At 61.3% G+C, this 25,344-nt stretch carries 20 protein-coding genes and 2 pseudogenes; 10 read left to right on the plus strand and 12 right to left on the minus strand.

The genetic code is table 11. From position 1 onward, the window contains the following. Positions 1–114: 114 nt before the first annotated feature. On the minus strand, positions 115–1,242 hold the full coding sequence (locus ACT6VE_RS17195; RefSeq protein WP_444799752.1) for an ABC transporter ATP-binding protein: 1,128 nt from the start codon (positions 1,240–1,242) through the stop codon (positions 115–117). A gap of 2 nt (positions 1,243–1,244) precedes the next feature. Beyond that, positions 1,245–2,063 (minus strand): SDR family NAD(P)-dependent oxidoreductase, encoded by an 819-nt coding sequence (locus tag ACT6VE_RS17200; RefSeq protein ID WP_444799753.1) that lies wholly within the window; start codon positions 2,061–2,063, stop codon positions 1,245–1,247. 447 nt (positions 2,064–2,510) lie between these two features. Between ACT6VE_RS17200 and ACT6VE_RS17205 the strand changes: the two genes are divergently transcribed. Both ACT6VE_RS17205 and puuE read left to right on the plus strand, forming a co-directional pair. Beyond that, complete coding sequence (locus tag ACT6VE_RS17205) at positions 2,511–3,755, plus strand: Zn-dependent hydrolase (RefSeq protein WP_444799754.1); 1,245 nt, start codon at positions 2,511–2,513, stop codon at positions 3,753–3,755. 10 nt (positions 3,756–3,765) lie between these two features. Further along, entirely contained in the window at positions 3,766–4,719 is a 954-nt protein-coding gene (puuE, locus tag ACT6VE_RS17210) for an allantoinase PuuE (protein WP_444799755.1), read from the plus strand. 38 nt (positions 4,720–4,757) lie between these two features. On the opposite strand, the gene ACT6VE_RS17215 is transcribed toward puuE, so the two are convergent. Both ACT6VE_RS17215 and ACT6VE_RS17220 read right to left on the minus strand, forming a co-directional pair. After that, on the minus strand, positions 4,758–5,678 hold the full coding sequence (locus ACT6VE_RS17215; RefSeq protein WP_444799756.1) for an IclR family transcriptional regulator: 921 nt from the start codon (positions 5,676–5,678) through the stop codon (positions 4,758–4,760). 297 nt (positions 5,679–5,975) lie between these two features. Further along, complete coding sequence (locus ACT6VE_RS17220; RefSeq protein WP_444799757.1) at positions 5,976–6,890, minus strand: N-carbamoyl-D-amino-acid hydrolase; 915 nt, start codon at positions 6,888–6,890, stop codon at positions 5,976–5,978. A 382-nt stretch (positions 6,891–7,272) separates the two neighbouring features. Here ACT6VE_RS17220 and hydA point away from each other — a divergent pair, with 382 nt between their 5' ends. From hydA to ACT6VE_RS17245, 5 genes are all read left to right on the plus strand, one after another. Continuing rightward, entirely contained in the window at positions 7,273–8,646 is a 1,374-nt protein-coding gene (gene hydA, locus ACT6VE_RS17225; RefSeq protein ID WP_444799758.1) for a dihydropyrimidinase, read from the plus strand. A 23-nt stretch (positions 8,647–8,669) separates the two neighbouring features. Next, complete coding sequence (locus tag ACT6VE_RS17230; RefSeq protein ID WP_444799809.1) at positions 8,670–8,807, plus strand: hypothetical protein; 138 nt, start codon at positions 8,670–8,672, stop codon at positions 8,805–8,807. Further along, positions 8,761–9,537: a nitroreductase family protein gene (locus ACT6VE_RS17235; protein WP_444799805.1), complete on the plus strand. Its 777-nt coding sequence runs from the start codon at positions 8,761–8,763 to the stop codon at positions 9,535–9,537. The genes ACT6VE_RS17230 and ACT6VE_RS17235 overlap by 47 nt, the downstream gene beginning before the upstream one ends. A gap of 119 nt (positions 9,538–9,656) precedes the next feature. Then, complete coding sequence (locus ACT6VE_RS17240) at positions 9,657–10,142, plus strand: 2,4'-dihydroxyacetophenone dioxygenase family protein (protein WP_444799806.1); 486 nt, start codon at positions 9,657–9,659, stop codon at positions 10,140–10,142. Next, positions 10,120–10,914, plus strand: coding sequence for an SDR family NAD(P)-dependent oxidoreductase (locus ACT6VE_RS17245; RefSeq protein ID WP_444799759.1), 795 nt, complete (start codon positions 10,120–10,122; stop codon positions 10,912–10,914). Before ACT6VE_RS17240 ends, ACT6VE_RS17245 begins: the two co-directional genes overlap by 23 nt. A 53-nt stretch (positions 10,915–10,967) precedes the next feature. Here ACT6VE_RS17245 and ACT6VE_RS17250 read toward each other — a convergent pair whose 3' ends face one another. The 6 genes from ACT6VE_RS17250 to ACT6VE_RS17275 form a co-directional block, all read right to left on the minus strand. After that, complete coding sequence (locus ACT6VE_RS17250; protein WP_444799760.1) at positions 10,968–11,735, minus strand: amino acid ABC transporter ATP-binding protein; 768 nt, start codon at positions 11,733–11,735, stop codon at positions 10,968–10,970. Positions 11,736–11,746: 11 nt separating this feature from the next. After that, positions 11,747–13,207 carry an amidohydrolase family protein gene (locus ACT6VE_RS17255; RefSeq protein ID WP_444799761.1) on the minus strand — a complete coding sequence of 487 codons (1,461 nt, stop codon included), beginning with the start codon at positions 13,205–13,207 and terminating at the stop codon, positions 11,747–11,749. 35 nt (positions 13,208–13,242) lie between these two features. After that, entirely contained in the window at positions 13,243–14,325 is a 1,083-nt protein-coding gene (locus ACT6VE_RS17260) for an amino acid ABC transporter permease (protein WP_444799762.1), read from the minus strand. A 2-nt stretch (positions 14,326–14,327) separates the two neighbouring features. Beyond that, the gene (locus tag ACT6VE_RS17265) at positions 14,328–15,530 is read right to left on the minus strand and encodes an amino acid ABC transporter permease (protein WP_444799763.1); all 1,203 of its coding nucleotides are present in this window, start codon (positions 15,528–15,530) and stop codon (positions 14,328–14,330) included. Positions 15,531–15,677: 147 nt separating this feature from the next. After that, positions 15,678–16,706 carry an amino acid ABC transporter substrate-binding protein gene (locus tag ACT6VE_RS17270; RefSeq protein WP_444799764.1) on the minus strand — a complete coding sequence of 343 codons (1,029 nt, stop codon included), beginning with the start codon at positions 16,704–16,706 and terminating at the stop codon, positions 15,678–15,680. 535 nt (positions 16,707–17,241) lie between these two features. After that, positions 17,242–18,291 (minus strand): ornithine cyclodeaminase, encoded by a 1,050-nt coding sequence (locus tag ACT6VE_RS17275; RefSeq protein ID WP_444799765.1) that lies wholly within the window; start codon positions 18,289–18,291, stop codon positions 17,242–17,244. Positions 18,292–18,413: 122 nt separating this feature from the next. Here ACT6VE_RS17275 and ACT6VE_RS17280 point away from each other — a divergent pair, with 122 nt between their 5' ends. Then, entirely contained in the window at positions 18,414–18,869 is a 456-nt protein-coding gene (locus ACT6VE_RS17280; protein ID WP_444799766.1) for an Lrp/AsnC family transcriptional regulator, read from the plus strand. A gap of 623 nt (positions 18,870–19,492) precedes the next feature. Here ACT6VE_RS17280 and ACT6VE_RS17285 read toward each other — a convergent pair. Next, a pseudogene (locus ACT6VE_RS17285) lies at positions 19,493–20,438 on the minus strand (DUF1612 domain-containing protein). Between the two features lie 400 nt (positions 20,439–20,838). Here ACT6VE_RS17285 and ACT6VE_RS17290 point away from each other — a divergent pair. Both ACT6VE_RS17290 and ACT6VE_RS17295 read left to right on the plus strand, forming a co-directional pair. After that, positions 20,839–23,196: pseudogene (locus tag ACT6VE_RS17290) on the plus strand (hypothetical protein). 373 nt (positions 23,197–23,569) lie between these two features. Further along, positions 23,570–24,262, plus strand: a complete 693-nt coding sequence (locus tag ACT6VE_RS17295) for an SH3 domain-containing protein (protein ID WP_444799767.1) — start codon at positions 23,570–23,572, stop codon at positions 24,260–24,262. 100 nt (positions 24,263–24,362) lie between these two features. On the opposite strand, the gene ACT6VE_RS17300 is transcribed toward ACT6VE_RS17295, so the two are convergent. Next, complete coding sequence (locus tag ACT6VE_RS17300) at positions 24,363–25,334, minus strand: 3'-5' exonuclease (protein ID WP_444799768.1); 972 nt, start codon at positions 25,332–25,334, stop codon at positions 24,363–24,365. Between the last annotated feature and the right edge of the window lie 10 nt (positions 25,335–25,344).

Raw genomic sequence — 25,344 nt, forward strand, 5'->3', positions numbered from 1 at the left:
GCCGGTTGCTCCGGTTTATGCTTGTTGCCCGCTACGCCCGGGCGGAGCGCAAGGGGAAGCGATCGCTGACGCCGTTGGGCGATCCGCGCTCGAAGACGTTTCGTTCAGGTATGGCTAGTCGGCGAGGATAGCGCTGTCGGCGGCCCTCCAGCTCAGCCAGACTTCAGCCACCGCGCCTCCCGAGACCGCGTTCACCGCTTCATGGCTCGCCTCGACGAGCAGCGGTTCCGGCAGGCTGGTCTTCACCCGCAGCAAATGCTTTGAGCCCAGAAAGGTATTCTCCAGCACCGTTCCCCTGAGCAGGGCGACGTCTGCGGGAAGCTGCGCCGGCTTCGCAGGGTAAAGGGCCACATTTTCCGGGCGCACAACAATGGTCCTCGGCCCTGCCTCGGCTGGCGCGGGGAGAGGAATAACCTCACCCCCCTTTGCGCGAAGGACGCCCGGTGCCTCCGGCTCGACGCGACCGTCTATGAAGTTCGATTGGCCGACAAAATCCGCCACGAAGCGGGTCGCCGGCCTGCTGTAAAGTTCGTGCGGGGTGCCGACCTGCTCCAGCCTTCCCGCGCGCATCACCGCGACCCGGTCAGAAAGCGCGAAAGCTTCCTGCTGGTCATGGGTGACGAAGACGAAGGTGATGCCGACCTCTTGCTGGATGCGGCGCAGTTCCGTCTGCATGGACGAGCGTAGTTTGGCATCGAGCGCGGCCAGGGGCTCGTCGAGCAACAGCACCTTCGGCCGGTTGACGAGCGCCCGCGCGAGAGCCACGCGCTGTTGCTGACCACCGGAAAGTTGTGTCGGACGGCGGCCGAGATACGCTTCCAGCTGCGCCAAACCAACAACCTCGGCGATCCGCTTTCGTCGCTCCTCGCGCTGGATACCCTTCCGGCGGAGGCCGTATTCGATGTTGTCGTACACATCCATATGCGGGAAGAGCGAATAGGATTGGAACACCATGTTGACATCGCGCCGATAAGGCGGAACGCCCGTGATGTCTTCGCCGTCCAGCAGCAATTCGCCCTCGCTCGGGTGCTCGAAGCCCCCGATCATTCTGAGCGCGGTCGTCTTGCCACATCCGCTTGGCCCCAAAAGTGAGAAGAACTCGCCCCGGCCGATATCGAGGTTGAGATTATTGATGACCGTCAGCGCTTGCGGCCCCTCGCCGAAGCGCTTGAATATCCCGCGAAATCTCACGCCGTGCTGAGCGTCGGAGCGCTTAGCCTTGAAACCGTTGGACATGATCATCTTCAGATCCCCCGGAAATGGCCGCCACTGATGTTGAACACCGCTCCGCTGGTCCACGCGGAGCCCGGACCGAGCAGGAAAGACACCGCCTCCGCGATGGGCTCCGGCCCACCGAAACCCAACGGATGGGCGGCGAGATAGGCCTGGCGACCGGCTTCCGAGTAAGGAGAGCCGGTATTGCCCGTCGGCCCCGGCGTGATGGCGTTCACCAGAATGCCGTCGGGTTCCAGCTGGGTTGAAAGCGAAACCGTCAGCCCGATGAACCCGGCCTTGGCCGTGGAATAGGCAGGCGAGATATGTCGATCGCCGAGACGGGCGGAAAGCGAACTGATGAAGACGATGCGCCCCCGATGCGCGGCGCGCATGAACGGAATAACGGCGCGTGAACAGTACCAGGCGCCGTTCAGGTCGACTTCGATCACGTGCCGCCATTGATCTGTCTCGACTTCCCAGGCTTTGCCATGAGGCGCATCGAGCCCCGCGTTGTTGACCAGGGCATCGATCCGGCCGAAACGCTCGATCACAGCCGCGGCTATTTCTTCCGCCTGCTCCGGGCGGGTGATGTCGAGCCGTAGCGCGGTTGCCTTGCCCCCCGAGGCGCGAATGGCCGCCGCAGTTTCTTCCGCCTCCCCTTCCAGAATGTCCGTGACGATCGCATGCCCGCCCGCCTTCGCGACAGAGTTAGCGATGGACTTGCCTATGCCACGGGCCGCGCCGGTAATGATAACGACCTGCTCTTCAAGAGTTCTCATCGGCGAACGCCTCCAAGAAAGAACGGCAAAGCCGCCCGGCGCATCGGCGAATGTTGGTTCGGCATGCAAAAATCTCCCGCTGGGGCGTCGCCCGTAATTCTATATGCAGATTAATATTCTTATTAGAGTAAATATTTTCTCCGACATAGCGAATTGTCAAGACCAATTTAGCGGCCAAATTGAACTGATTTCTATTTTAGAACCTCACTTGACATTGCCGTCAAAGTTCATAGCATCCCCTTATAGGAATTTCATTCTATATAAAGAACACTCAGATGCCTCAAAATAGGGCAAAAATCACTCCGCGGCGTCGCCGCGAATGGATCGCGGCCTGGTGTAGGGCCACCTGCCGCGTTTCCGATGACGGCGGCTCCTTTCTCGGGAGTTTCACCGCGGGCGCGGGATGACCCACGCCGCTCCTTTCCGACCGTCAGGCCCTGACCGCCGCGCCGAGGCCAATTCGCATCCGCAAGGCGTATCCCGCCCCCTCACCTTGAAGCTTCAACAGGAGAACACATGTCTGCCCCGACCCGCGTCACGATCGATCCCGCCTTTGTCGAAAAGCTGATCCTCGACATCGCCCAGTACGGTTCCGATGGCGGAACCGGCGTCTCTCGTACCGTCTATTCTCCGGAATGGGTGGCGGCGACGAAAACCTATGCCGACTGGTGCGAACAGGCGGGGCTCAGCGCCCGCATGGACACCGTTGGCAACGTCTGGGGGCGACTGGAGGGCAGCGAGGGCGGCAAGTCCATCGTTAGCGGCTCCCACATCGATTCCCAGACGCCGGGCGGCCGCTATGACGGCATTCTCGGAGCACTCGCCGGGCTCATCGCGCTGAAGGCACTGAAGGAGCAGTTTGGAACACCGAAGCGAACTCTCGAGTGCATCGCTTTTTGCGAAGAGGAATCCAGCCGCTTCCCATCCGCCAACTTCTGGGGGTCCCGGGCGATTACCGGCGGCATACGACCCACCGATCCGGAAACGACGATCGGCTTTGGCGGCGAGACCATCGGCGACGCCATGCGGGATGTCGGACTGGACCCGGCTCGCATCCCCGAAGCCCGCCGCGACGACATCGACACCTTCGTCGAGCTGCATATCGAACAGGGGCCAATTCTTGAGCATGCCGGCCTGCCTGTCGCCGTGGTGACCGGGATCACCGGAATTCGCCACTACGAGATCAAGCTGCGCGGCACACAGAACCATGCGGGCGCCTTTCCCATGGACCTGAGGCGCGATCCGATGGCCGGCTTCGCCGAGATTGCCAACGGCGTCGTCGATACGGCCCATCGCTGGGGTCGCCCGGCGGTTTCCACGGTCGGGCGGGTGCACGTCATGCCCAATGCCACCGCGATTATTCCCGATAGCGTGGTCTTCACTCTCGATACGCGTCACCCCGATCCGGATCTTTGCCGGAAACTTCACGAGACCCAGGAAGCCTACATGCGCGAAGTGGCCAAGCGCCGGAACCTCGATATCGATTGGAAAATCATGATCGATCACCCGGCCTGCCCGTCCGACAAAGGCGTGGTCGAGACCCTGCGGCGGGCCGCGGAAGCGCAGGGTGTGCCGACCATGCTCATGGCAAGCGGCGCTGGCCACGATTCCCAGCAAATGGCCCGAATTGCCAAGGTCGCCATGATCTTCGTGCGCAGCAAGGACGGCCGGAGCCACACACCGGACGAATTCTCCTCCATCGAAGACATCGTCGCAGGCATCGAAGTGCTGGCGGCCGGTCTTTACCGCCTTGCCTATTGAGGAACGCACCGTGACCGAGGACTTACCCGCCCGCGCCCCCACCCGCGCTCCATTGCCAAAACGGGATCTTGTCGGATTCGAAGGACGCCCGCCCCATCCTCGATGGCCGGGCGGAGCCAAGCTCGCGATTCAATTCGTGATCAACTATGAGGAGGGCGGCGAGAATTGCGTGCTGGACGGAGATCTGACTTCGGAGGCTTTCCTCACCGAGGAGCCTACCACTCCCCTGGCGGGACAACGCAATATCAATGTGGAATCCCAATATGAGTATGGTAGCAGGGCGGGGTTTTGGCGCCTTCACCGCCTCATGACCGAGCGAGCGTTTCCGGTTACCGTTTTCGGCATCGCACAGGCACTGGCCAAGAACCCGGCGGCCGTGGCAGCGATGAAGGCCGCGGACTGGGAAATTGCATCCCATGGCTTGAAGTGGATCAACTACGCCCACATGCCCGAGGCGGAAGAACGGCGTCAGATCATCGAAGCAATCCGGATCCACGAGGATGCGACCGGCCAGCGACCACGCGGCTGGTACACGGGGCGGATGAGCATCAACACGCGCCGCATCCTCTCGGAAATCGGCGGCTTGGAATACGATTCCGACTCCTTCGCCGACGACCTGCCCTACTGGGTGACGGACAATGGGGCGCCTCAGCTCGTCCTTCCCTATACACTGGACAACAATGACGGGCGTTATGTGAACGGATTCGGCCTTCAGGGACCGGATTTCTCGACCTATCTTATCCGCGCCTGCGATCTCCTGCGCAAGGAAGGCGAAACGGCACCGAAGCTGATGAACGTCGGCCTTCACTGCCGGATCGCGGGCAAGCCCGGGCGAGCGGCCGATCTTCAGCTTTTCCTCGATCACGTCGCCGCGCTGGACGATGTCTGGGTCGCCCGACGGATCGACATCGCCTTACACTGGCGCCAGCATCATCCGCCGCGGGAGGAGGCATCTTTCCCATGACAGGATCCGCGTGGGCCTGCTGGGCCCAGAAATGCCGCTCAGCCGGGAAAGCCGGGCGGCAGGCGGCCCTGGATCGCGTGGCTGATATCCATCGCGGTCCGGATCATTTCCTGCCCGATGGTTTCCTCGCGCGGCGCGACGGTCGCCAGCAGACCGGAGCAGCTGAAGATGTAGATCACTTCGCCGTAACGGTCGAAGATCGGCATGGCGAGCGCCATCAATCCTTCGGTCAGCTCGCCGACACTGCGCGCATAGCCACGCTTGCGGGTGGCGGCGATCTCGGCGCGCACCTCTTCCTCCGTCAGCAATGTCGCGCTCGTGTAGCGGACCGGCTGCCAATCCCGCATCCAGCGGTCGATCTTGTCCGGCGATTGCCAGGCAAGATAGGCTCGCAGATGGGCGGTGGAGTCGCGCGGAAAATGGTGGCCGAGCGGAAAGGAAACCTCCATCGCCTGTGGCGCGTTCAGTTTGTCGACACAGATAAAGCTGTCGTCCGCCTGTGGCTGCGTCAGCACCGTCGTCAAACCGGCCCGGCGGACGAACGCGGCAAGTTCGATTCGGATCCGATCCAGCACCGGGGATCCCAGGAACGACGAAGCACTGGCGACCAGACCGGAATTCAGCTCGTAGCTCTTTGAGCGATTGTCGAATTTTAGCCAGCCGAAATGCGTCAGCGTCTTGAGGATGGAGTGACAGTGGCTCTTGGATATCCCGAGCGTCGTTGAAAGCTCCGCCAGGGACGCGATATGGGGCGGTGTACCGTTGATGTAATCGACGATGGCGATCGCATTCTCAAGTGCCGGAACAAGGCCGGGCGGCTTGGGCTTTGCCAGCAACCCTTCCTCCGCCGTCAGCAGCCAGCGTGCGCCCTCCTGCTTCAGGGCGGAGCGATAGATCCGACCCTGAGGATCATCCTTTGCCGCGGCCGGCGCGTCGGTCTCATTCTTTGATCTGGGCACGGTTCTCGCTCACATGGGGCTAGGCGCGCCGCGCCTCGCCGAAACTCTTTGGAAATCTATATATGGGCTACAGTTCCACGTACAGGTCCAGGCCGCGCAATACGCCCTTCTCGCGGACTGTCGAGTTCACGACGGCCGTCGGTGCGAAACGAATGTCGGGCTTTGCCGCTCCGGCGACCCGCATCTCCTTGCGGATCGCCCTGAAGCGGTCGTGGTACTATTCCACCAGCGTCAACCTGGCGCGCCTGGATGTGACCCAGGCGCCGAGAACAACGACACACATGCTTTTCGGCAACCTCAGAGTTCCGCGATCAGACCATAGTGCTGGGGCTGACGATGCTGCTTGAAGTTGAAGATGTGTTCACGCAGTTCCCGGCAGCGATCGAGATCGACGGCGGCGGTGATCACCTCGTCTTCCAGCGTCGTCGTGAGAGCGACGATTTCCCCGGTCGGCGCCACGATGCAGGAGTGGCCGAGCAGCATGCAGTTCTCCTCCATGCCCACCTTGCCCGCGGCCGCGGACCAGGCCCCGTTCTGATAAGACCCGGCCTGCATCGATAGGAGATGGTGGAAGGACGTCAGGTGGTCGTGCTGGGGAACAGGGGGATTGTGGGTCGGCGTGTTGTAGCCGCCGCAGATGATCTCGGCGCCCCTGAGGCCCATCACCCGCCAGGCTTCAGGCCAGCGGCGATCGTTGCAGATGAACATCCCCATTTTCGCGGCGTCGACGTCATAGACCGGGAAGCCGAGATCGCCCGGCTCGAAATAACGCTTTTCAAGATGCTGGAACGGCCGGTAGGCCTCGTACTCCTTGTGACCCGGCAAATGGATCTTACGATACTTGCCGACGATCTTGCCTGACTTATCCACCAAAATGGACGTGTTGAAGCGACGCTTGACGCCGCCTTCGACGACGAGTTCAGCGTAGCCCAGATTGAAGCCGATCCCGAGTTCCGCGGCCTTCTCAAAGAGTGGACGGACCACCGGGCCGGGCATTTCGGTCTCATAGAAGCTATCGAGCTCGGCCTCGTCGGTGAAATGCCAGCGCGGGAAGAAGGTCGTGAGCGCGAGTTCGGGGAAGACAATGAAATTCGCGCCCCGGCTCGCGGCTTTCGTCAGCATGTCGAGAAGACGAACGACGACCTGTTCGCGTGTCTCCGCGCGCGCGATCGGACCTTGTTGTCCGACTGCAAGTATCATCTGACGTGTCATGAACCTCTGCTCCTTCCTAGGTGATGTCCGGCCCAGCGGCCGGGAAAACGTTGTGAAACACATCGCCGAAAACCGGCTTTGTGACTCGCGGCGCAATGCAAATTCTACATAAAGTACGAAATATTACACGCAGCACGACAATAACAGGCGTAAAATTTTTGATCTGTCAACCGGAGCGGAACCGGAATTTGCGCTGCTTGACAAGCTCTCGCGCGAGCCCGCCGTCGACTTCAACTCGTTCCGCCTCGAACGAGAGCGCTCTGCACAGAATCCTCTTCGCTAGGCCGCCGTTCCGCTTGACAGCTTCAAAACACCATGCAAACTTGTATAAAGAATTAAATTCCATATACGGAACAAACTCTTCAATCCTGAGAGCGACATCATGGACATCATTATCAAAAACGGAACCATCGTGACCGCGGATGGCATTTCTCGCGCCGATCTCGGGATCAAAGATGGCAAGATCACCCAGATCGGCGGCGCGCTCGGCCCAGCGGAGCGGACGATCGACGCGGCCGGCCGCTACGTCTTTCCGGGCGGCATAGACGTTCACACGCATGTCGAAACGGTCAGCTTCAACACGCAGTCGGCCGACACGTTCGCAACAGCGACGGTCGCGGCCGCCTGTGGCGGAACGACAACCATCGTCGATTTCTGTCAGCAGGATCGCGGCCACAGCCTGGCGGAAGCCGTCGCCAAGTGGGACGGTATGGCCGGCGGCAAGTCGGCGATCGATTACGGCTACCACATCATCGTGCTCGACCCGACCGACAGCGTGATTGAGGAGCTGGAGGTGCTTCCCGATCTTGGCATTACCTCCTTCAAGGTCTTCATGGCCTATCGCGGCATGAACATGATCGACGACGTGACGCTGCTGAAGACGCTCGACAAGGCGGTCAAGACCGGATCGCTCGTCATGGTGCACGCGGAAAACGGCGACGCCGCCGACTATCTGCGCGACAAGTTCGTGGCCGAGGGCAAAACCGCGCCGATCTACCACGCGCTCAGCCGCCCGCCCCGGGTCGAAGCCGAGGCAACCGCGCGGGCCCTCGCCCTGGCCGAAATCGTCAACGCCCCGATCTACATAGTCCATGTGACCTGCGAGGAGTCCCTTGAGGAGGTGATGCGCGCAAAATCGCGAGGCGTCCGCGCTCTGGCGGAAACCTGCACGCATTACCTTTACCTCACCAAGGAAGACCTGGAGCGGCCGGATTTCGAAGGTGCGAAATACGTTTTCACACCGCCGGCCCGCGCGAAGAAAGACCATGACGTTCTCTGGAACGCACTCCGAAACGGTGTGTTCGAAACGGTTTCCTCCGACCATTGCTCCTGGCTCTTCAAGGGGCACAAGGACCGGGGCCGGAACGACTTTCGCGCCATCCCGAACGGCGCGCCGGGCGTCGAGGAACGGTTGATAATGGTCTATCAGGGCGTCAACGAAGGCCGGATTTCCCTTACCCAGTTCGTGGAACTGGTCGCCACGCGCCCGGCCAAGGTCTTCGGAATGTTTCCGCAAAAGGGGACGATCGCGGTCGGTTCGGACGCCGACATCGTCCTTTGGGACCCCGAGGCCGAAATGGTGATCGAACAGACCGCCATGCACAACGCCATGGATTACTCCTCCTACGAGGGACACAAGGTCAAGGGCGTGCCGAAGACGGTGCTCCTGCGTGGCAAGGTTATCGTCGACGAAGGTTCCTATGTCGGCGAACCGACGGACGGGAAATTCCTGAAACGTCGCAAATACAAGCAGTAAACCGGCATTCTACGAGAACGATGATGACAATACACACTTCGACAAGTGTCGTCGCGCCTGACGGCGACAGCGTTGCAAGCGCCTTCGACAGGCGTTACGGCGCACCGACATTCAATCAGATACCATCGGGCGAACGGCTGGTGTCGGACTGCACGCGCTGATGCTGAAGCACCGTTCCGTCAGACACTACACGGGGGACCTCTCCCCCCAGGCACGCTGGAAATGCTGATGGCGGCGGGTCAGTCGGCTGCGACATCCTCCAACATGCAGACCGTGTCGGTCATCGCGGCGACGGACCCCGAGAAAAAGACCCGTCTCGCGAAGACATGCGCCGGGCAGGACTTCATCGCCAACGCTCCTGTGCTCCTGTGTTTCGTGACGGATCTTGCGCGCCCCGCCAGGGTCGCCTCCACGATTGGCGCCGATCTTTTCGCGTTGCCGATGATCGACACCTTTCTGGCGTCCATCAGCGATTGTTCCATCTTCGCGCAAAACCTTGTTCTCGCCGCGGAATCGCTCGGCATGGGCACCTGCTATGTCGGGAGCCTGCGCAACCGGCCTGATCTCGTGGCACAGGAACTGAACGTCCCGAACGGTTCCGCCGTGCTCTTCGGTCTCTGCATCGGCTACGAAAGCCGGGAGCGTGTCACCGCCGTCAGGCCAAGACTGCCACAAAGGGCCATCCTTCACCGTGAATCCTACAACACGGACGGCGAAGACGAGGCACTGGCCGAATATGACGCCATCTACGCCGCCGCCGAAAAGGCACAGAACAGGCCTGTCGTGTCGTGGCGCGAAAAGCACCGCGACCGGTTTGCCTCGTGGGGCTACCTGGATGGCCGTGAGCGGATGAAAAAAGTGCTTCGATCCCTTGGTATTCCTCTGGCGTGACGACAAGATCGTATGTCTTCCGTGATCCAGGCCGAGCGGACGGCCCAATACAGGAGAATCCAGTGACCGACCCATCAAAACCGGTGACTGACGCCGGGCCGGCGACCTTCTACAAAAACATGAACGGCACCACACACGTGCTCGCCTTGCCGGAAATCGCCGTTCAGGCCATTCCCGAGGATGAGAGAATATGGGTGCCGCAAGCGCCGGATGTCTGGTTCCGCCCGCTCATGCTCAATCGGATGGCCGGTCAGTGGTGCAATCTCTTGCGGGTGCGCAAGAGCGGGGTCTTGAGCCGCCATCTGCACCCCAACCCCGTGCACGGCTTCGTGCTGCGCGGAAAATGGAAATATCTGGAGCACGACTGGACCGCCGAAACCGGCTCCTACGTGTTTGAGCCGCCGGGCGAAATTCACACTCTCTGGGTGCCCGAGGAGGTGGACGAGATGATCACCTTCTTCAACATCACCGGCAGCATGGTCTATCTCGACCAAGCCAACAAACATATCGGCTACGAGGACGTCTTCACCAAGATCGATATGTGCCGGGCACACTACGCCGCCTGCGGGCTGGGAGCCGACTATGTCGACCAGTTCATCCGCTGAGACGGCGATACCGGCGGCATCGAATGGCCTGGCAATCTTCGTGCCCGGATTGTTTGATGGGCGAAGCGTTCTGGTTACAGGCGGCACCTCGGGTATTGGCGCTACCATCGCCGCGGGGTTTGCCCGTCTCGGCGCAACGGTGCTCGCGACCGGTGCCACCCAGGCCGACGTCGACGCGGCCGACGCTGACGGAGCCGCCGGCGCGTCGGTTCGCCATGTGGTGCTGGACGTCCGGGACGCGGAGGCCGTTCAAAGTCTGATCGGTTCGCTGGCTGGCCTTGATGTCGTGGTAAACTGCGCCGGTGTCATTCGCCGCGGCGCCGAGCTCGACCCTGAAACCTTCGCATCCGTCATAGATATCAACCTTACGGGCACCATGCGGGTTTGCGCGGCCGCGCGGCCGCTGCTCGCCAGAACCCAGGGGTCGATTATCAACACCGCATCGATGCTGAGCTATTTTGGTGGCGGTCTGGTCCCCGGTTATTCGGCGTCCAAGGGTGGCGTGGCGCAGCTGACCAAATCGCTGGCCATCGCCTACGCTTCCGATGGTATCCGGGTGAATGCGATCGCGCCGGGCTGGATCGAAACCCGCCTCACCGCCGCTCTGCGGGAAGATCCGGCCCGCCATCAGGCAATCAGCGAACGCACCGCGTTGAAGCGCTGGGGCCAGCCGGACGATGTCGTATCGGCGGTGCTCTTCCTCGCCTCACCCGGCGCGTCCTATATCACCGCGACCATATTGCCCGTCGACGGCGGCTATCTGGCCGTTTGACGTCTTTTCAAGCGCTTCAAAAGCCCGTCCCGTCGCCGGGGCGGGCTACATGTTCAATGCAGGATCTGGCTCAGGAACAGTTTGGTGCGTTCGTGCCGGGGATTGTCGAAGAACTCGGTGGGAGCGTTTTCCTCGACGATCTGGCCCTGGTCCATGAAGATCACGCGGTCGGCGACCTGACGGGCGAAACCCATTTCGTGGGTCACGCACAGCATTGTCATGCCCTCCTCCGCGAGGCTCACCATCGTATCCAGAACTTCCTTGACCATCTCGGGATCGAGCGCGGATGTCGGCTCGTCGAAGAGCATGATCTTCGGGTTCATGCACAGCGAGCGGGCGATCGCCACCCGCTGCTGCTGGCCGCCGGAAAGCTGGCCCGGATACTTGTTCGCCTGTTCGGGAATCTTGACGCGCTTCAAGAAGTGCATGGCGATTTCCTCGGCCTGCTTCTTCGGCATCTTGCGCACCCAGATCGGCGCCAGCGTGCAGTTTTCGAGAATTGTCAGATGCGGGAAGAGGTTGAAGTGCTGGAACACCATGCCGACCTCCCGGCGCACCTCATCGACTTTCTTCAGATCGTTGGTGAGCTCCGTGCCATCAACGATGATCTGTCCTCTCTGGTGTTCCTCCAGGCGATTGACGCAGCGGATCATCGTCGATTTGCCGGAACCCGACGGGCCTGCGATGACGATGCGTTCGCCCTTTGCGACACGCAGATTGATGTCGCAAAGGACCTGGAACTCGCCGTACCATTTGTTTACCCCCCGCAGTTCCACCGCGGGGGGATTGGCTTCGATAGCAACCTTTCGATCGATCAGCATGGCGGCGATCCTCAGCCGTTCGCGAGCCGGAAAGCACGCGGGCTGAGCTGATCGAGACGGCGGCTGGCCCAGTCGCGCTGCGGTGCCTTGGCGATGACCTCGGCCTGGCCCTTGCGCAGCATTTCGATGTCTTCGCTGATATCGAAGTGCAGGACCTCGCCGTCGCCGACGACCTGGCGACCGTCGACGTAAACGTCCTTGATGGCGCGATCGTTGGCGGAATAAACCAGGCTGCGGATCGGCTCGTAGTCCGGCTGCATGTAGGGATTGGTCATGTCCACGACCGAGAAGTCGGCCTTGCAGGCCGGCGCCAAGCGGCCGAGGTCCGGCCGGCGAATGATGTCGGCGCCGATGGCCGTCGCCGACATGACCGCGTCGTGCGTCGTCGATCCGGTGAAGCTTCCGGTAACGATGCGTCCTGCGTAGCAGGCCATACGCAGTTCATCGAGCATGTTGTGCGGGAAGCTGTCGGTACCGATGCCGCAACGGATACCCGCGTTCGTGTAACGGGTCAGCGAGTTGAGCGCGATGCCGCGGCGGGCGAAGACGACCGGGCAATGGGCAACTTGCGCGCCGCTGTCGCGCAGCATTTCGAAGTCGTTCGCATGCGGCCAGTGCAGCCACGGATGGTCGTTGAGGAAGATGCAATGGCCGATGACCGTGCCCGGCCCCAGCGCGCCGATCTTGTTCAGCCAGCCGATGGGCGTTTCCCCGTAGCGGCGGACGATTTCCTGGAACTCGATCATGCTCTGCGCGGCATGGATCTGGATCGGCTGGTTGCGCTCGCGCGCGGCATCCAGCGAGTCCCGGATCTGGCCTTCCGAGCAGGTGTCGATCTGAGCTGGGCCGAAATAGCCGGTGAAGAGGCCGCTCGGATGCTTCGAGACCGTGTCGGCGACGTCGATCGCATCGCGCAGCCGCTTGTCGCCCAGGGCGAAATCGAGATCGTATTCGACCGAGTGACCGTTGCGGGTCTTCCACGGGCCGGACCGGAACATGCCCCAGAGAACGGCGCGGATACCGGTCGGCTCGTAGTCGCCTACCCAGTCGGGCCGAGGCGCGGCTAGGTCGCAGATGGTGGTGACGCCGCTGCGCAGCAGTTCATAGGTGGCGACGCGGGCGGCGTGGCGCGCATATTCCGGGCCGATGTCGAAAACCGGCATGAACTCGTAAAGCGAGCTCTGACCGAGCTTCGGGCTGCCGAGTTCTTCCAACATGCCCTTCCAGCCGGGTTCGTGACCGGGGTGGCTGTGGATGTCGACGAAGCCGGGGATCAGCATACGCCCCTTGCCGGAGACTTCCGTGTCGGCATGACCGGCGTAGTTCGGGCCGACGTGAACGATCTCGTTCCCTCGGAACGCGAAATCCGCGCCCTGCATATAGACATGCGACCCTTGCGCCGCGTCCCACGCCAGAATCCAGTCACAGTTGCGGAACACTGTGATCTGTTGCTGGTCTTTTGCGTTTTCCATTACATCACCCATTCGTTTGCGAGAGTTGGTTTTGGCTAGTGTTGGCGTTTCTGCCGGATCGTCCGTTCCAGGTAGCGGCTGTACTTGGACATGGTGAAGCAGAGAACGAAGTAGGTCGCGCCGGCGACGACGTAGGATTCCGTCGCGAAGCTGCCCCATTCAGGGTCGCTGTAGGGCGAGCGCACCGCCCAGAGGAAATCGAGCAGGCCGACGATGACCACTAGGGTCGTGTCCTTGAAGAAGCTGATGAAGATGTTCATCAGCGGCGGGATCGAGGTGCTCAGCGCCTGCGGCAGGACCACCAGTCCCATCATCCGCCAGTAGCCGAGCCCCAAGGCCTTGGCGGCTTCGTACTGGCCAGCGCCGACGGCCTGCAAACCGCCGCGAATGACTTCGGCGATATAGGCCGCGGCGAACATCACGATCGCCACCTGGGCGCGAAGCAGCTTGTCCGGGGTCACACCCGCCGGCAGGAAAAGCGGCAGCAGTACCGACGCCATGAACAGCAGCGAGATCAGCGGAACGCCGCGAATGAACTCGATGTACATCGTCGCCAGCAGCCGGATCACCGGCATGGAGGATTTGCGTGCCAGCGCCAGCAGCACGGCGAAGGGAAATGCGATCGCCAGACCGAAGATCGCCAGCAGGAAGGTCAGCGGCAGACCACTCCAGCGCGCGGTCGGAACCGGGGCGAGGCCGAGGACGCCGCCAGCCATCAGCAGGTAGAGCGTCGGCACCGAGGCGATCCACACCCCCAACAGCCACGGGCGCCAGAAGCGCTTGAACATGCTGAGCGTCAGGAGCGCGAGAAACAGCACCATGACGAGCGCCGGGCGCCACAGCTCCTCGGCCGGGTATACGCCGAAGAACATCTGCTGCGCCTTGACGCGGACGTAGATCCAGCACGCGCCGCCGTTCTGCTTGCAGGTCTCGCCAGTGCCCTCCCAGGTCGCAGTCAGTACCGCCCAGCGGAACAGGAATGACGTGAGCGCCCAGAGCGACCAAGCGGTGCCCAGCGTGAGCAGCAGGTTGAGGGGCGTGCCGAAGAGCTGGCGGAAAAGCCGGGAGCGGAAAATCGCCGAGCCGCCGGTATGAGCCATTAATTGTGAAGTCGCCATCCTCAGCGCCCCTTGAATGCAAGGCGGCCGTTGAACCAGTTCAGGAACGCCGCGATGACGAGATTGATGACGAGGAAAGCCGCCATGACGAGTCCGATCGTTTCCACGGCCTGCCCGGTCTGATTCATAACGGTGTTGGACACGCTGACCAGTTCCGGGAAGCCGATGGCAACGCCAAGGCTGGTGCCCTTGATGATGCCGCCATAGCTGGAGATCATCGGGGGGATGATGATCCGCAGGGCCTGCGGCATGACCACGAGGCGAAGCCTCTGCATGTCGGTCAGGCCGATAGCGGACGCCGCTTCCCATTGGCCCTTGCCGACGGAAAGAATGCCGCTGCGGACCGTTTCGCCGATATAGGCCGCGCTGTAGAGGCTGAGCCCGATGAGGAGCGCGGTGAATTCCGGCGAGATGACCATGCCGCCGGAGAAATTGAAGCCGCGCAGTTCCGGCACGCTGAGGCCGAACGGGATGTCGAAGACGAGGACGGCGCCCACCGACAGCGCGACGAAGACGAGCAGCGACGGAACGAACACCGACGGCCGATGTCCCTTGGCACCTTGAATCTTTGTCGCGCGGACGGACAGAAACACCGTGGCGAGCGTCGCGAGCAGAAGCGCCGCGACTAGCCACCAGAACCGGCCGTCGCTCGTCAGCGCCGGCAGAAAGAGGCCTCGATTGCTGAGGAACATCCCCGGCAGCGGCGTCAGCGCGGTGCGCGCCGCCGGCAGCTTCAGCAGGATCGCGTACCAGAAGAAAAGTTGCAGCAGCAGCGGCACGTTGCGCAAGAGTTCGACATAGGCGCCCGCCAGACGCGAGGCGACGGGATGCGAGGAGAGGCGAAGAACGCCGATACACGTGCCGATCACGGTTGCCAGCACGATGGCGAGGAAGGCGACCTTCGCGCCGTTGAGCAGCCCGACCATGAGCGCCCGGCCATAGCTGGCGTCCGGCGCATACTCGATCGGGGTCTCGATGATCGAGAAGCCCGCGGTGTGGCTGAGAAAACCGAAACCGCTCGCGACATTGGCACGGCTCAGGTTCTCGACCGCGTTATTGCCGAACCAGCCGAGGATGATGGCAGTCACGGTCAGCGCGAGCGCCTGCCAGAGCGCCGAGCGCAAGGTGGTTCCGCCTGCGAGGAGGGAAAATGCTGGGCGCGGCGCGGGGGGACTCCCCGCATCGGGCACAAGAAGCTCTGACATGGTGGCGATCCTGGGAGAGCACGATGCGGACGACCATGCTCTGTCTATTTGTTTGGAGACGGATTCGGAATTCAGGTCGATCCGACCGAAGTTGATCCGGCTACCGGGGCGATCGAAACAGCGTTTGACCGCCCCGGTGCTATTTTCTTAGCGGAAGGCGCGGGCGTAAAGCAGGCCGCCGCGGGTCCACACGTCGTTGTCGCCGCGTGGCAGCTTCATCTCGGATTGATCGCCGAGGTTACGGTCGTAGATCTCGCCGTAGTTGCCGACGCCCTTGATCACGTTGACGGCCCATTTCTCGTCAATGCCAAGCGCCTTGCCGAGGCCGGGCGTGGTGCCGAGGAAGCGCAGAACGCGCGGATCCTGGCTGCTCGTCGCGGTGCTCTCGACATTCTCCTTCTTGATGCCCAGTTCGTCGGCCTCGATGAGCGCGTAGATCGTCCAGCGGACGATATCGGCCCACTGGTCGTCACCTTGGCGCACGACCGGAGCCAGCGGCTCCTTCGACAGCGCTTCCGGCAGAATCAAGTGGTCGTCCGGATTGGACTGCGCCAGCCGCTCGCTCGCGAGCGTCGTACGGTCGTCGGTCATAGCGTCGCAACGGCCTTCGTTGTAGGCCCGCCGCGTCTCGGCCTGGTTTTCGATCACGACGGCCTGAAACTTCATGCCGTTGGTGCGGAAATAGTCGGCGAGGTTGAGTTCGGTGGTCGTGCCCGGCTGAACGCAGATCGTCGCGCCGTCCAGATCCTTGACGCTGCCGACGTTCAGGGCCTTCTTCACCATGATGCCCTGGCCATCATAGAAGGTGACGGGGGCAAAGGTCAGGCCCAACTCGGTGTCGCGGGTCACCGTTTCCGTCACGTTGGCCACGAGCACATCGAGTTCACCCGTCTGCAGCGCCGTCAAGCGAACCGCGGGAGTCGTGGTCGTTACCTGCGCCTTGCTGGGGTCTCCGAAGACCGCGGCGGCCAGGCTGCGGCAAACGTCGGCGTTGAACCCCTGCCACTCTCCCTTTTCGTCCGCGTAGTTCCACGCCGGCAGCGGATTCATGACGCCGCAGCGGATCGCCCCCCTTTGACGGATCCCGTCAAGAATAGGGCCGGCCGATGCCGTTTCGACGCCCAGAGTCACCACCGAAGCGAGGCATCCAAGGATTGCCAGAGTCGTCCGTTTCATTTTCACTCCTCCCTTTCAACACACCTTCCGGGTCGCGGGTCCAGCGCGAATACGGAAGGCAAATTCCTCATAAAGAACGATATTCCTAGCTTGGTAAGTAAATTTGTATTCCGATATTCTCCGCTGTCAAGTTCGCAAACCCTGAAATCTCGCCGAAAAAACCACTATTTTCCGAGACCGGACGACCGCGCGAAAGCCATCGTCCACCGTGCACGAAAGCCTGCGCCATAAGCGTTTCAAGACTCACCACAGGGGCCTCTATCGGGGCGATGGAGAGGAGTGTTCTCGGCCCGTCATCGCAAAACGCGACGAACCTTTTTCGAACACGAAATCGACGTCGAGGGCAGCGGACACCTTTCCATTACAGTTCCATACAAGGAACGTTGTACTTTATTTAAATCCGGCCACGATCCAACGTGGTTGACCCGCCGGTAGACAACGATACGGGATAGACCTATTCCAAAAATGGAGTTGACTACAAAAGCGTCACTTTCAACAGCCCCGATACTCGGTCGTCGCCTTCGGGAGCCAAGGCTCAGCTCGCGGCGCGGCGCAGCATGCCGAAGAGATCGCGCGGGTCGTCCGGATCGGCCAGCAGGTCGAGCTCCTGGTAAAGTCCGGTTCCCTCGAGGCGGCGGCGCACATAGCGCAGCGACGAGAAGTCCTCGATCGCGAAGCCGACGCTGTCGAACAGGGTGATCTGGCCGGCGTCGCGACGCCCCAACGCCTCCCCGTTGATGACCTGCCACAGTTCGGTCACCGGGTAGTCCGCGTCCATCTGCTGGATCTCGCCTTCGATGCGCGTCTGCGGCGGATATTCGACGAAGGTGTCGGCGCGCAGGAGAATGTCGCGGTGCAGCTCCGTCTTGCCGGGGCAATCGCCGCCGATGGCATTGATATGCACGCCCGCGCCGACCATGTTGTCGGTGAGAATGGTGGCATACTGCTTGTCGGCGGTGCAGGTCGTGATGATCTCGGCCCCCTCCATCGCGGCCTCGGCCGAGGCGCAGTCGACGACGCTGAGGCCGCTGTCCTTGAGGTTGCGCACCGCCTTGGCGGTGGCCCTGGCGTCGATGTCGTAGAACCGCACCTCCGTGATCCCGACCACCACCTTCATCGCCAGCGCCTGGAATTCCGACTGCGCGCCGCAGCCGATCATCGCCATGGTCTTCGCGCCCTTCGGTGCGAGGTGGCGCGCGGCCACAGCCGAGGTCGCGGCGGTGCGCAGCGCCGTCAGCAGCGTCATCTCGCTAAGCAGCACCGGGTAGCCGGTGGCGACGTCGGCGAGCAGGCCGAAGGCCGTGACCGTTTGCAGCCCTTGAGCCAAGTTTTTTGGATGGCCGTTGACGTATTTGAAGCCATAGGTTGCATGATCGGAGGTCGGCATCAGCTCGATCACCCCTTCGTCGGAATGCGAGGCGACGCGCGGGGTCTTGTCGAAGCTTTCCCACCGGCGGAAATCCTCCTCGATCGCATCTGCGAGTTCGGCCAGCATCGTTTCGATGCCGACGTGGTGAACCAGCCGCATCATGTTCTCGACACTCACGAAGGGGACCAGAGCTTTTTTCGAGGGCAGAGCGGTCACAGCGGCTATCCTTTTTAGCAATTGAAGAAATTTAGGCTACCAAGGCGGATGGGTGGCGGAAATTGTAAAACATTGCTAATTTCGAACAAAATTCAGGCAACCTGCACAGAGAAATTGTGAAAATGGTCATACCCGCCGACAAGACGACGATCGCCAAATACATCCCCGACGAACTCGACCGACGCATCATCGCACATCTGCGCGCGGACGGGCGCGCATCCCTGTCGAAGCTCTCAGAAGCCCTCGGCGTGGCGCGCGGCACGGTACAGAATAGGCTCGACCGTCTGGTGGAAACTGGAACTCTGCTGGGCTTCACTGTGCGCGTGCGCGACGACCACGAAGCGCAGATCCGCGCGGTAATGATGATTGAGGTGACCGGCCGATCGACGACGCAGTTGACCCGCAGGTTGCGCGGGATTCCAGAAATCCACTCGCTACACACGACGAACGGCAACTGGGACATCGTCGCAAATATTCGCGCGGAAAGTCTCTCGGACTTCGATCGCGTGCTGCGCGAGGTCCGGATGATTGACGGCGTGTCGAAGAGCGAGACGAGCCTCTTGCTGACCAGCATATGAGCCAGAGCGCGTTTCGAATCCGGCCTTCGACAGGACGCCGGTCGCCTCCTCCACATTCCAGGCACGAGCATGCGCGGCTGACACCATGGTTACCGGTGATCACCTTCGACAAAATCTCTATCGCCGCGGATCGCGCTCGCTCATCTTACCGACATCTGGGAGAAGCATGTCTCAAGTGAAATGCAAATAGATGAACTGGAAACACTGGCAGGGAAGCTGGAATTCATCCGGCAATCGTTGCGGGCCGTTGGCAGTATGAACACTCGGAGTATCGAAAGTTCTCCCGTCTCCTTGGGCGCGGTGAGCCACGTCGTCTGGTCAAATCATGATCCCGACGGGTCGGCAGCGCCATATCGATCGACCTTGTGATAGCGATTCGAGAGATACCGTCGACCTTTAGATTGTTCTCGGTGTCCGCAGAAATGCCCGCGCACTCGCAACGGACGATTTTTCACTGACCAAGGGTCTCAATGATCGACGAGTTCCCGACAGTCGATCATGTAACCTTCATGGAGCTTGAGCCCATTACCTAATTCTCGCCCTTAAACTAACGTCGAAGCTCAGTTGAGAATGGCTCACCATCGCGGGGTTATGTCGGCGCCAAGTAATCTTGGGCTGGTGGATTAAATTGTCCCCCACGCCCGAAACCTCCCCCTCCCGGTCATCTCCTTCAAGCCCAGCTCCAAAACAATCCGCCGCGCCGCCTGCGGCGTAACCCCGAGCGTTTTGGTGACGGTCCCGGCATGAACAAGCGGAGTCGCCATGACGAACTCGACGAGCTCCGCCTCCCCTGCAGCTTCCGCTCCATCATTTTGCGAGCCAGCGCCAGCCGGTCATGTTGCTTCAGGCCGATCTCGGCGGCCGCCAAAAAGCCGTCGGCGATGGCCAGCAGCCGGACCTCGCGACTGTTATGCCGGCGCCGATCGACGGGGATGGTTTTGAGGCCGAGATTGATGGCGGCAAGATGCGCGCCGGTGGTGACGCCGGCCTGGCGCAGGATCGAGGCTGCCAGATGCCGGCCCAACCAAGGCGCGTGCTGCAGAACCGCGAGGCTGTTCTAGGCATCCAATGCCAACACCGCCTGCAGCACTGGCGGCAGGTCTGTCAGTTCGGCAACAACAGCGCGCCAACGGATCGGTGACGTTGTCGCTCTCCCCTTTAGGCAGTCTCGACTTCCGCGGCTGTCGGCGTCCCCTCCTTCCCTGTGGGATCGGTGGGTCCGGCGTCGACGCGGCACGGGCTGGTCAGGCCCGCCACCGACAGGGCCCAGCCGGGTGGCTGTCCGACGATCCGCCGGCGGGTGCGCAGGACGTCGCGGGCGATGGTCAGTTCGTGGGTCGGCGCGCGGATGTCATGGCCGGCGTCGTGCAGCACGAGGTCCTCGAGGCTGACGAGTTCGCCGTCGAGCCACAAGCAGGTACAGGCATCGGCAAAGTGGGCACGCTCAAGAAAACCGGCGCCAACCGGCGAGCGGGCGATGCGTTCGTCGAGACGGACGAGCGCGACGCCGGCCTCGAAAGTGGACTTCAGCAGGCTCTGAAGGGGCAAGACCGCGAGATCGTAAGCCATTGATTTTATGGTAAACGACTTATTAAAAGAACTCTATAGTAAAGTTACTGTTCCTCACTGCGTATGATTGCGGGATTCCGTTCTGACTTCTGATAACAAACGTTTATCGATGGTTACTATAAGCACCGTGACAGGACGTTTCTGCAGCAATACTTGGGTTCTCCGACAAGCCTTTTACGGAAAACCACCAAGCATCGATTGAATGGCAATCGATAACTGAAAGGGCGGAAGTTATTGTCCCAACAGAGGGTCACGCGATCCTACTAGGCGGATTTGCAGCCACACCCCACAGCAGCATCGCCACTTTGATCGTCGCCGCCTGTGCTACATTCTTTGTTAAATGACACGCCCTATCCCCGCTCGCCCTCGGCATTGGTGCCGAGCGAACGGGAATGCAAGCATGTCAAAACCAGACCTTTCCTCACGTCATTTTCAGAGCAAGATCTCAAAATTCTGCGAGCTGCGCATTGCGCCAATCGCGTCGAAGCGCTCGTTGAGCAACATCGAGACGTATCTCGTCAAACTGATTGCTCATCGTAGGGCACCACCTCTCCTGAACGGTCGCATCGACTGGGCAGAAGTCGCTCAAGCTTGCCGGCTAGGCGGCGATTTGACGGGCGATCTTAAACAACAGATCCGCATCGCTCTTGATGCAATCCTTAGATGGTTGGGCGAGCCGCCCGCGGCAGGGGACGTCCGTCAGGCGAAGCCGGTATCCCCAACCAAAAGTGCAGAGCAGCGGAAACCGGTAGCGACTGCGCCCTCTACCCGAAAGCCGAGACGGGTTGGTGATGACGATATTCGCGCTTACCCCGCCTCACCCCAGAGAGGACCAGAGCCGAAACCCATCCAACCATTCCCGGATCCGTTGTTCGAGGCACGCGACGATCCTGCTGCGTTTCAGGACGCATTGGTTTATCAGATGCGCCGTTTTGGCGAGAGCTACTGGCAACTCTACCGCGCTGTCGTTCGCCTCGGCGAAACGTTCGACCATAAAACCATGTTGTCCTGGATCCAGGGAGAGCGTGTGCCGCGATCCGTCGCAAGCTTCGAAATCCTCGCCCGCATCGAACGACGATACCGGCTGCCTGCAGGATACTTCAAAGCAAAACTGCCCTATCAGACCCGCTCCCTGCTCGGTCACGACCTTGGCGACATCAGTCCCGCCGAACGACGCCGGATTTCGTTGCACCTTCCCGACGATTTCAGCGGCCTGCCGTTCAGCAAGCGGGAGGAGATCATCGACTGGGTGCGCCGGGTCATTATTTCAGGATCGACCGACTATCGGCGCTATCAGGCCGCGGCCAGCAAGCAGCGCTATGCCATCCGCTTTCCGGGTGTCACCTATGGCTGAGCGGCGTTGTCACCTCGCACGAGTCCCCTGACGGCCGGCGCCAACAACAACGCTGCGGAAACCTTCGAGGACCCTGATCTCCTGTCCGGTGTCGTTGATGCGCCGGCACGGCTTGCCATGGAGATGGCTGACCTCATTCGGTTCAAGACCTCGACGCTGACGGCCATAGGCTTTCAGCGGAACGGGGTGTGGGGCGAGGAAACCGCCTCACAAAAGATCGAGCATCTCGGCCTGATGTTCGGAGCTCTGGCAGCCTCCCCCGCCGGCGTTGTCAAAGGCCGCGGCGTGCCGCTTAGCCAATTGACATTCGGCCTGCTGATCTTCCCCGGCGTCTGGGACTGGTATCTGCAATGGCGAGAAAAGCGCCGTGGCTTCTATACCAAATGGGAAGAGGACATGCTGATGGTCGCCCAGGCCCTCACGCGGTCAGAGGTTGGCTGGATCCGCCAGCATCCGGAGCTCTTGAAGAATGTGCGGCCGATCGAAGGGCTGATCGCACCGGAGGAGATCGAGTTCGCTGCTCGGGACTGGCATGGCGCCTGTGATGCGTTTCATCGGCATGCCGCCAATCGCTCGAAGGAAATCCAGCGGGTCATGCGTGTGCATCGCGACCCCTTCGAGCCCATCATGTGCGTTCTCGAGGCGGACAGCCCGCTGGCGGAGTATCGCAAGATCACCGACGAGATTTTGAACCGCATGCCGGACGAGGATCGCTACCCGCGTGCGGCCGCCGAGGCCGTTAGATCCTTTCTTCTGCTTCGTCTCGGTCTGCACCTCGGGCTTCGGCAGAAGAACCTTCGCCAGCTTCGTGTCTGCCCGCGCCATCATTTCCCAACCTCGGAACGGCGTCTCGAAGACATGAAATGCGGCGAGTTGCGCTGGAGCGACCGCGAGCAAGGCTGGGAGGTGCTGATCCCGTCGGCCGCCTTCAAGAACTCCGTCTCCTCCTTCTTCGGGCAGAAGCCGTTTCGCCTCATCCTGCCGGACTTGCTCGACCTCTACAAATACCTCGAGGCCTATATCGACCGGCATCGCGGCGTTTTGCTCGGTTCGGCGAAGGATCCCGGCACCTTGTTCGTCAAGACGGTGAAGACGACGAGCCTCGATGCGGCATATGACTCCACCAAATTCTACGAAGCCTGGCGGACCGTCATCCAGAGGTACGGCATCTACAATCCCTATACCGGTCGCGGCGCCATCAAAGGATTGCTACCGCATGGCCCTCATAACCTTCGCGACATCCTGGCAACCCACATTCTCAAGCAGACGGGTTCCTACGAGCAGGCGAGCTATGCGATCCAGGACACGCCGGATGTGGTGCAGCAGCATTACGGTCGGTTTCTTCCGCAGGACAAGGCAGCACTGGCCGCCAGGATCTTGAATCAGGTCTGGGAAGCCGCATAGGCCAGCTAGATCAAAGCCAGGGTTCCATAGCACCCGAGCGGATGCCGAGACATCCGCGTCCGCTCGGGATCTGTTTGATGGCACTGCGTTGGGGCTGACGGCCACCGGCTCTATGTGAGCCAGCCGATGACAAGCCCCGCTGCAAAGAGCATGAGCACCATGACAAGCATACCGCGCCAGACAGACGATGAGGGCTGTGCGCTAGCATAATCATTGTCCGGGCCGGGCGAGCGATCCCATCCTGTCATTGTCCAGCCTCCGATTATGAAGCGCCATGGTAGCAAATTCACGACGAACGGGAAATCAGGTTTCGCTCTCACCCTAGACTTGTCGTCCGGCTTCATGTGAGCCAGAATTCGGGTGGGGATTGGGGATGAAGAAACGATACTGGCTCATTGGTGCGCTGCTCATCTATGCGTTCTTCAGGCAGACGGACGATGGATCAACCGTGCCTTCGCCCCAGGATACAACGCCTACCCGCGTTGAACGAGCGGCTGACATCGAACCGGTCGAAGTTTCCGCAAAGCCGGCGCGCGAACTCTCAAGCGCGAAGGTTGAGACGCCGTCCAGCGATGGCCTGGAGCTTCGGTCTGCCGATGCACCGATCCGCTATGTGTCAGGCAGGCGCGTCGGGTTTCGCTCTGGCCCCTCAACGACCGATCCTATCATCGACCGTTTCGACTCCGGGAGAAAGGTCTTCCTGATGGAACAAGCCGGAGACTGGTCCAGAATTCGAGATGATCTCACCCAGCATGAGGGATGGATCGCCACTCGCTTTCTTTCCGAAACTGAGGTCAAGGCGAAAACCGCACCAGCAAGGAAGGAGAAAAAGCCGGAGGAGATCGAGGTTGCGGTCCCCGTCGTTCCGGACACAGTCTTGATCCAGCGCATTATTGCAGAATCTCTCGATTCCTATCCGAGCTCATGTGCATGTCCATACAGCCGCGATCGCGCTGGACGGCGCTGCGGCAAGCGCAGCGCCTATAGCAAGCCGGGTGGATATTCGCCGGTCTGTTTCCCCGGCGACGTCACAAAAGCGATGATCGACGCGTTCAGGTCGCGGTAGCCCTTTGAGCAGACGGGCTGACAGACGACGAAACCGGGTGAAGACTTGTGAGGTATGCCAACAGGTGCGCGCCCGGCCGGTTTGCCGTTCTAACGATGGCTCACGCCTTGAAGCGATCGAGGGCAGTGAGGCGTTTGAGTGGGGGATCGGCGTCGGGCCAGCGGTAGATTTCGGCGCGCAGATAGCGGAGTTCTTCGTCGAGCATGTCATCGGCGACCTCGATCCACCAGGATTTCGGCCGCCCGTCGCTCCCGTCCGACCATCGGTAGCCACGGGCCTTGAGATGGTCCTTCATCTCGAAGGGACTATGCTCGGCAAAGATGCGAACCCGTGAGCGCTGGCTTGCGGCGAAAAGCTCGGCGAACGGTGTGTTGCCCTGCTCCGGTCCACCTTCGTCCAGGACCTCGAGCAGCGCGAAGCAGTCATCGACGGCGCGGTGTCCATCGTGGAAGTAACCTGCCTGTCCGATGAGGTAGCCAAGCTTCGTTCCTTCGAAACCCCGCGCCGACCAGTCGATTTCGGCGACGGAGCACGCCCACGCCTTCGGCGCGAAGACCGGGGAAAATGTTTCGCAGAAGGGACGGTCGAAGCCGGCATTGTGGGCAATGATCAGATCGGCAGGCTCGATCAGGGCCTGCACCCGCGCAATGTCGATCGTCTGGCCGGCCACCATGGCGTCCGTGATACCGGTCAGCCGCGTGATGTCGGCGGGAATGGCGACACTTGGCTGCTGCAGCCCGCCATAGACATCCGTGACATCGCCGATATTTCCAACCGCGTCGAAGCTGAAGGCGACGATCCCGATCTCGATGATTTCATCCTTGCGGGCATTGAGGCCTGTCGTCTCCGTATCAACGATGACGCCCCGCAGGGGAAAGCCAGACCGGGGTGCATCCGCGACGGGGCGAGGCTCCAGTTTCCGCAGAACGCGATAGCGGCCGGTTTCTTCGAGCCGACGGACCATGTCGATCTCATCCTGAACCGCTTGAACGCCGTCCCTGGGGACGGACTGGGCCTTTACTTCGGGCTCCCTCACCTCCCCCGTTCCGAACAAGTCGAACTGCTGCTTCATGCCACCTATC

Origin of the sequence: Shinella sp. (genome assembly GCF_052438155.1) — a bacterium.
In the GTDB taxonomy this organism is placed as follows: Bacteria; Pseudomonadota; Alphaproteobacteria; order Rhizobiales; family Rhizobiaceae; genus Shinella.

Excerpts from the sequence above, each read along its gene's own strand:
- ACT6VE_RS17195 (WP_444799752.1), bottom strand. The coding sequence starts at position 1,242 with ATGATCATGTCCAACGGTTTCAAGGCTAAGCGCTCCGACGCTCAGCAC.
- ACT6VE_RS17205 (WP_444799754.1), top strand. The coding sequence starts at position 2,511 with ATGTCTGCCCCGACCCGCGTCACGATCGATCCCGCCTTTGTCGAAAAG.
- ACT6VE_RS17220 (WP_444799757.1), bottom strand. The coding sequence starts at position 6,890 with ATGACACGTCAGATGATACTTGCAGTCGGACAACAAGGTCCGATCGCG.
- hydA (WP_444799758.1), top strand. The coding sequence starts at position 7,273 with ATGGACATCATTATCAAAAACGGAACCATCGTGACCGCGGATGGCATT.
- ACT6VE_RS17230 (WP_444799809.1), top strand. The coding sequence starts at position 8,670 with ATGACAATACACACTTCGACAAGTGTCGTCGCGCCTGACGGCGACAGC.
- ACT6VE_RS17240 (WP_444799806.1), top strand. The coding sequence starts at position 9,657 with ATGAACGGCACCACACACGTGCTCGCCTTGCCGGAAATCGCCGTTCAG.
- ACT6VE_RS17245 (WP_444799759.1), top strand. The coding sequence starts at position 10,120 with ATGTCGACCAGTTCATCCGCTGAGACGGCGATACCGGCGGCATCGAAT.
- ACT6VE_RS17250 (WP_444799760.1), bottom strand. The coding sequence starts at position 11,735 with ATGCTGATCGATCGAAAGGTTGCTATCGAAGCCAATCCCCCCGCGGTG.
- ACT6VE_RS17255 (WP_444799761.1), bottom strand. The coding sequence starts at position 13,207 with ATGGAAAACGCAAAAGACCAGCAACAGATCACAGTGTTCCGCAACTGT.
- ACT6VE_RS17260 (WP_444799762.1), bottom strand. The coding sequence starts at position 14,325 with ATGGCGACTTCACAATTAATGGCTCATACCGGCGGCTCGGCGATTTTC.
- ACT6VE_RS17265 (WP_444799763.1), bottom strand. The coding sequence starts at position 15,530 with ATGTCAGAGCTTCTTGTGCCCGATGCGGGGAGTCCCCCCGCGCCGCGC.
- ACT6VE_RS17270 (WP_444799764.1), bottom strand. The coding sequence starts at position 16,706 with ATGAAACGGACGACTCTGGCAATCCTTGGATGCCTCGCTTCGGTGGTG.
- ACT6VE_RS17280 (WP_444799766.1), top strand. The coding sequence starts at position 18,414 with ATGGTCATACCCGCCGACAAGACGACGATCGCCAAATACATCCCCGAC.
- ACT6VE_RS17295 (WP_444799767.1), top strand. The coding sequence starts at position 23,570 with ATGAAGAAACGATACTGGCTCATTGGTGCGCTGCTCATCTATGCGTTC.
- ACT6VE_RS17300 (WP_444799768.1), bottom strand. The coding sequence starts at position 25,334 with ATGAAGCAGCAGTTCGACTTGTTCGGAACGGGGGAGGTGAGGGAGCCC.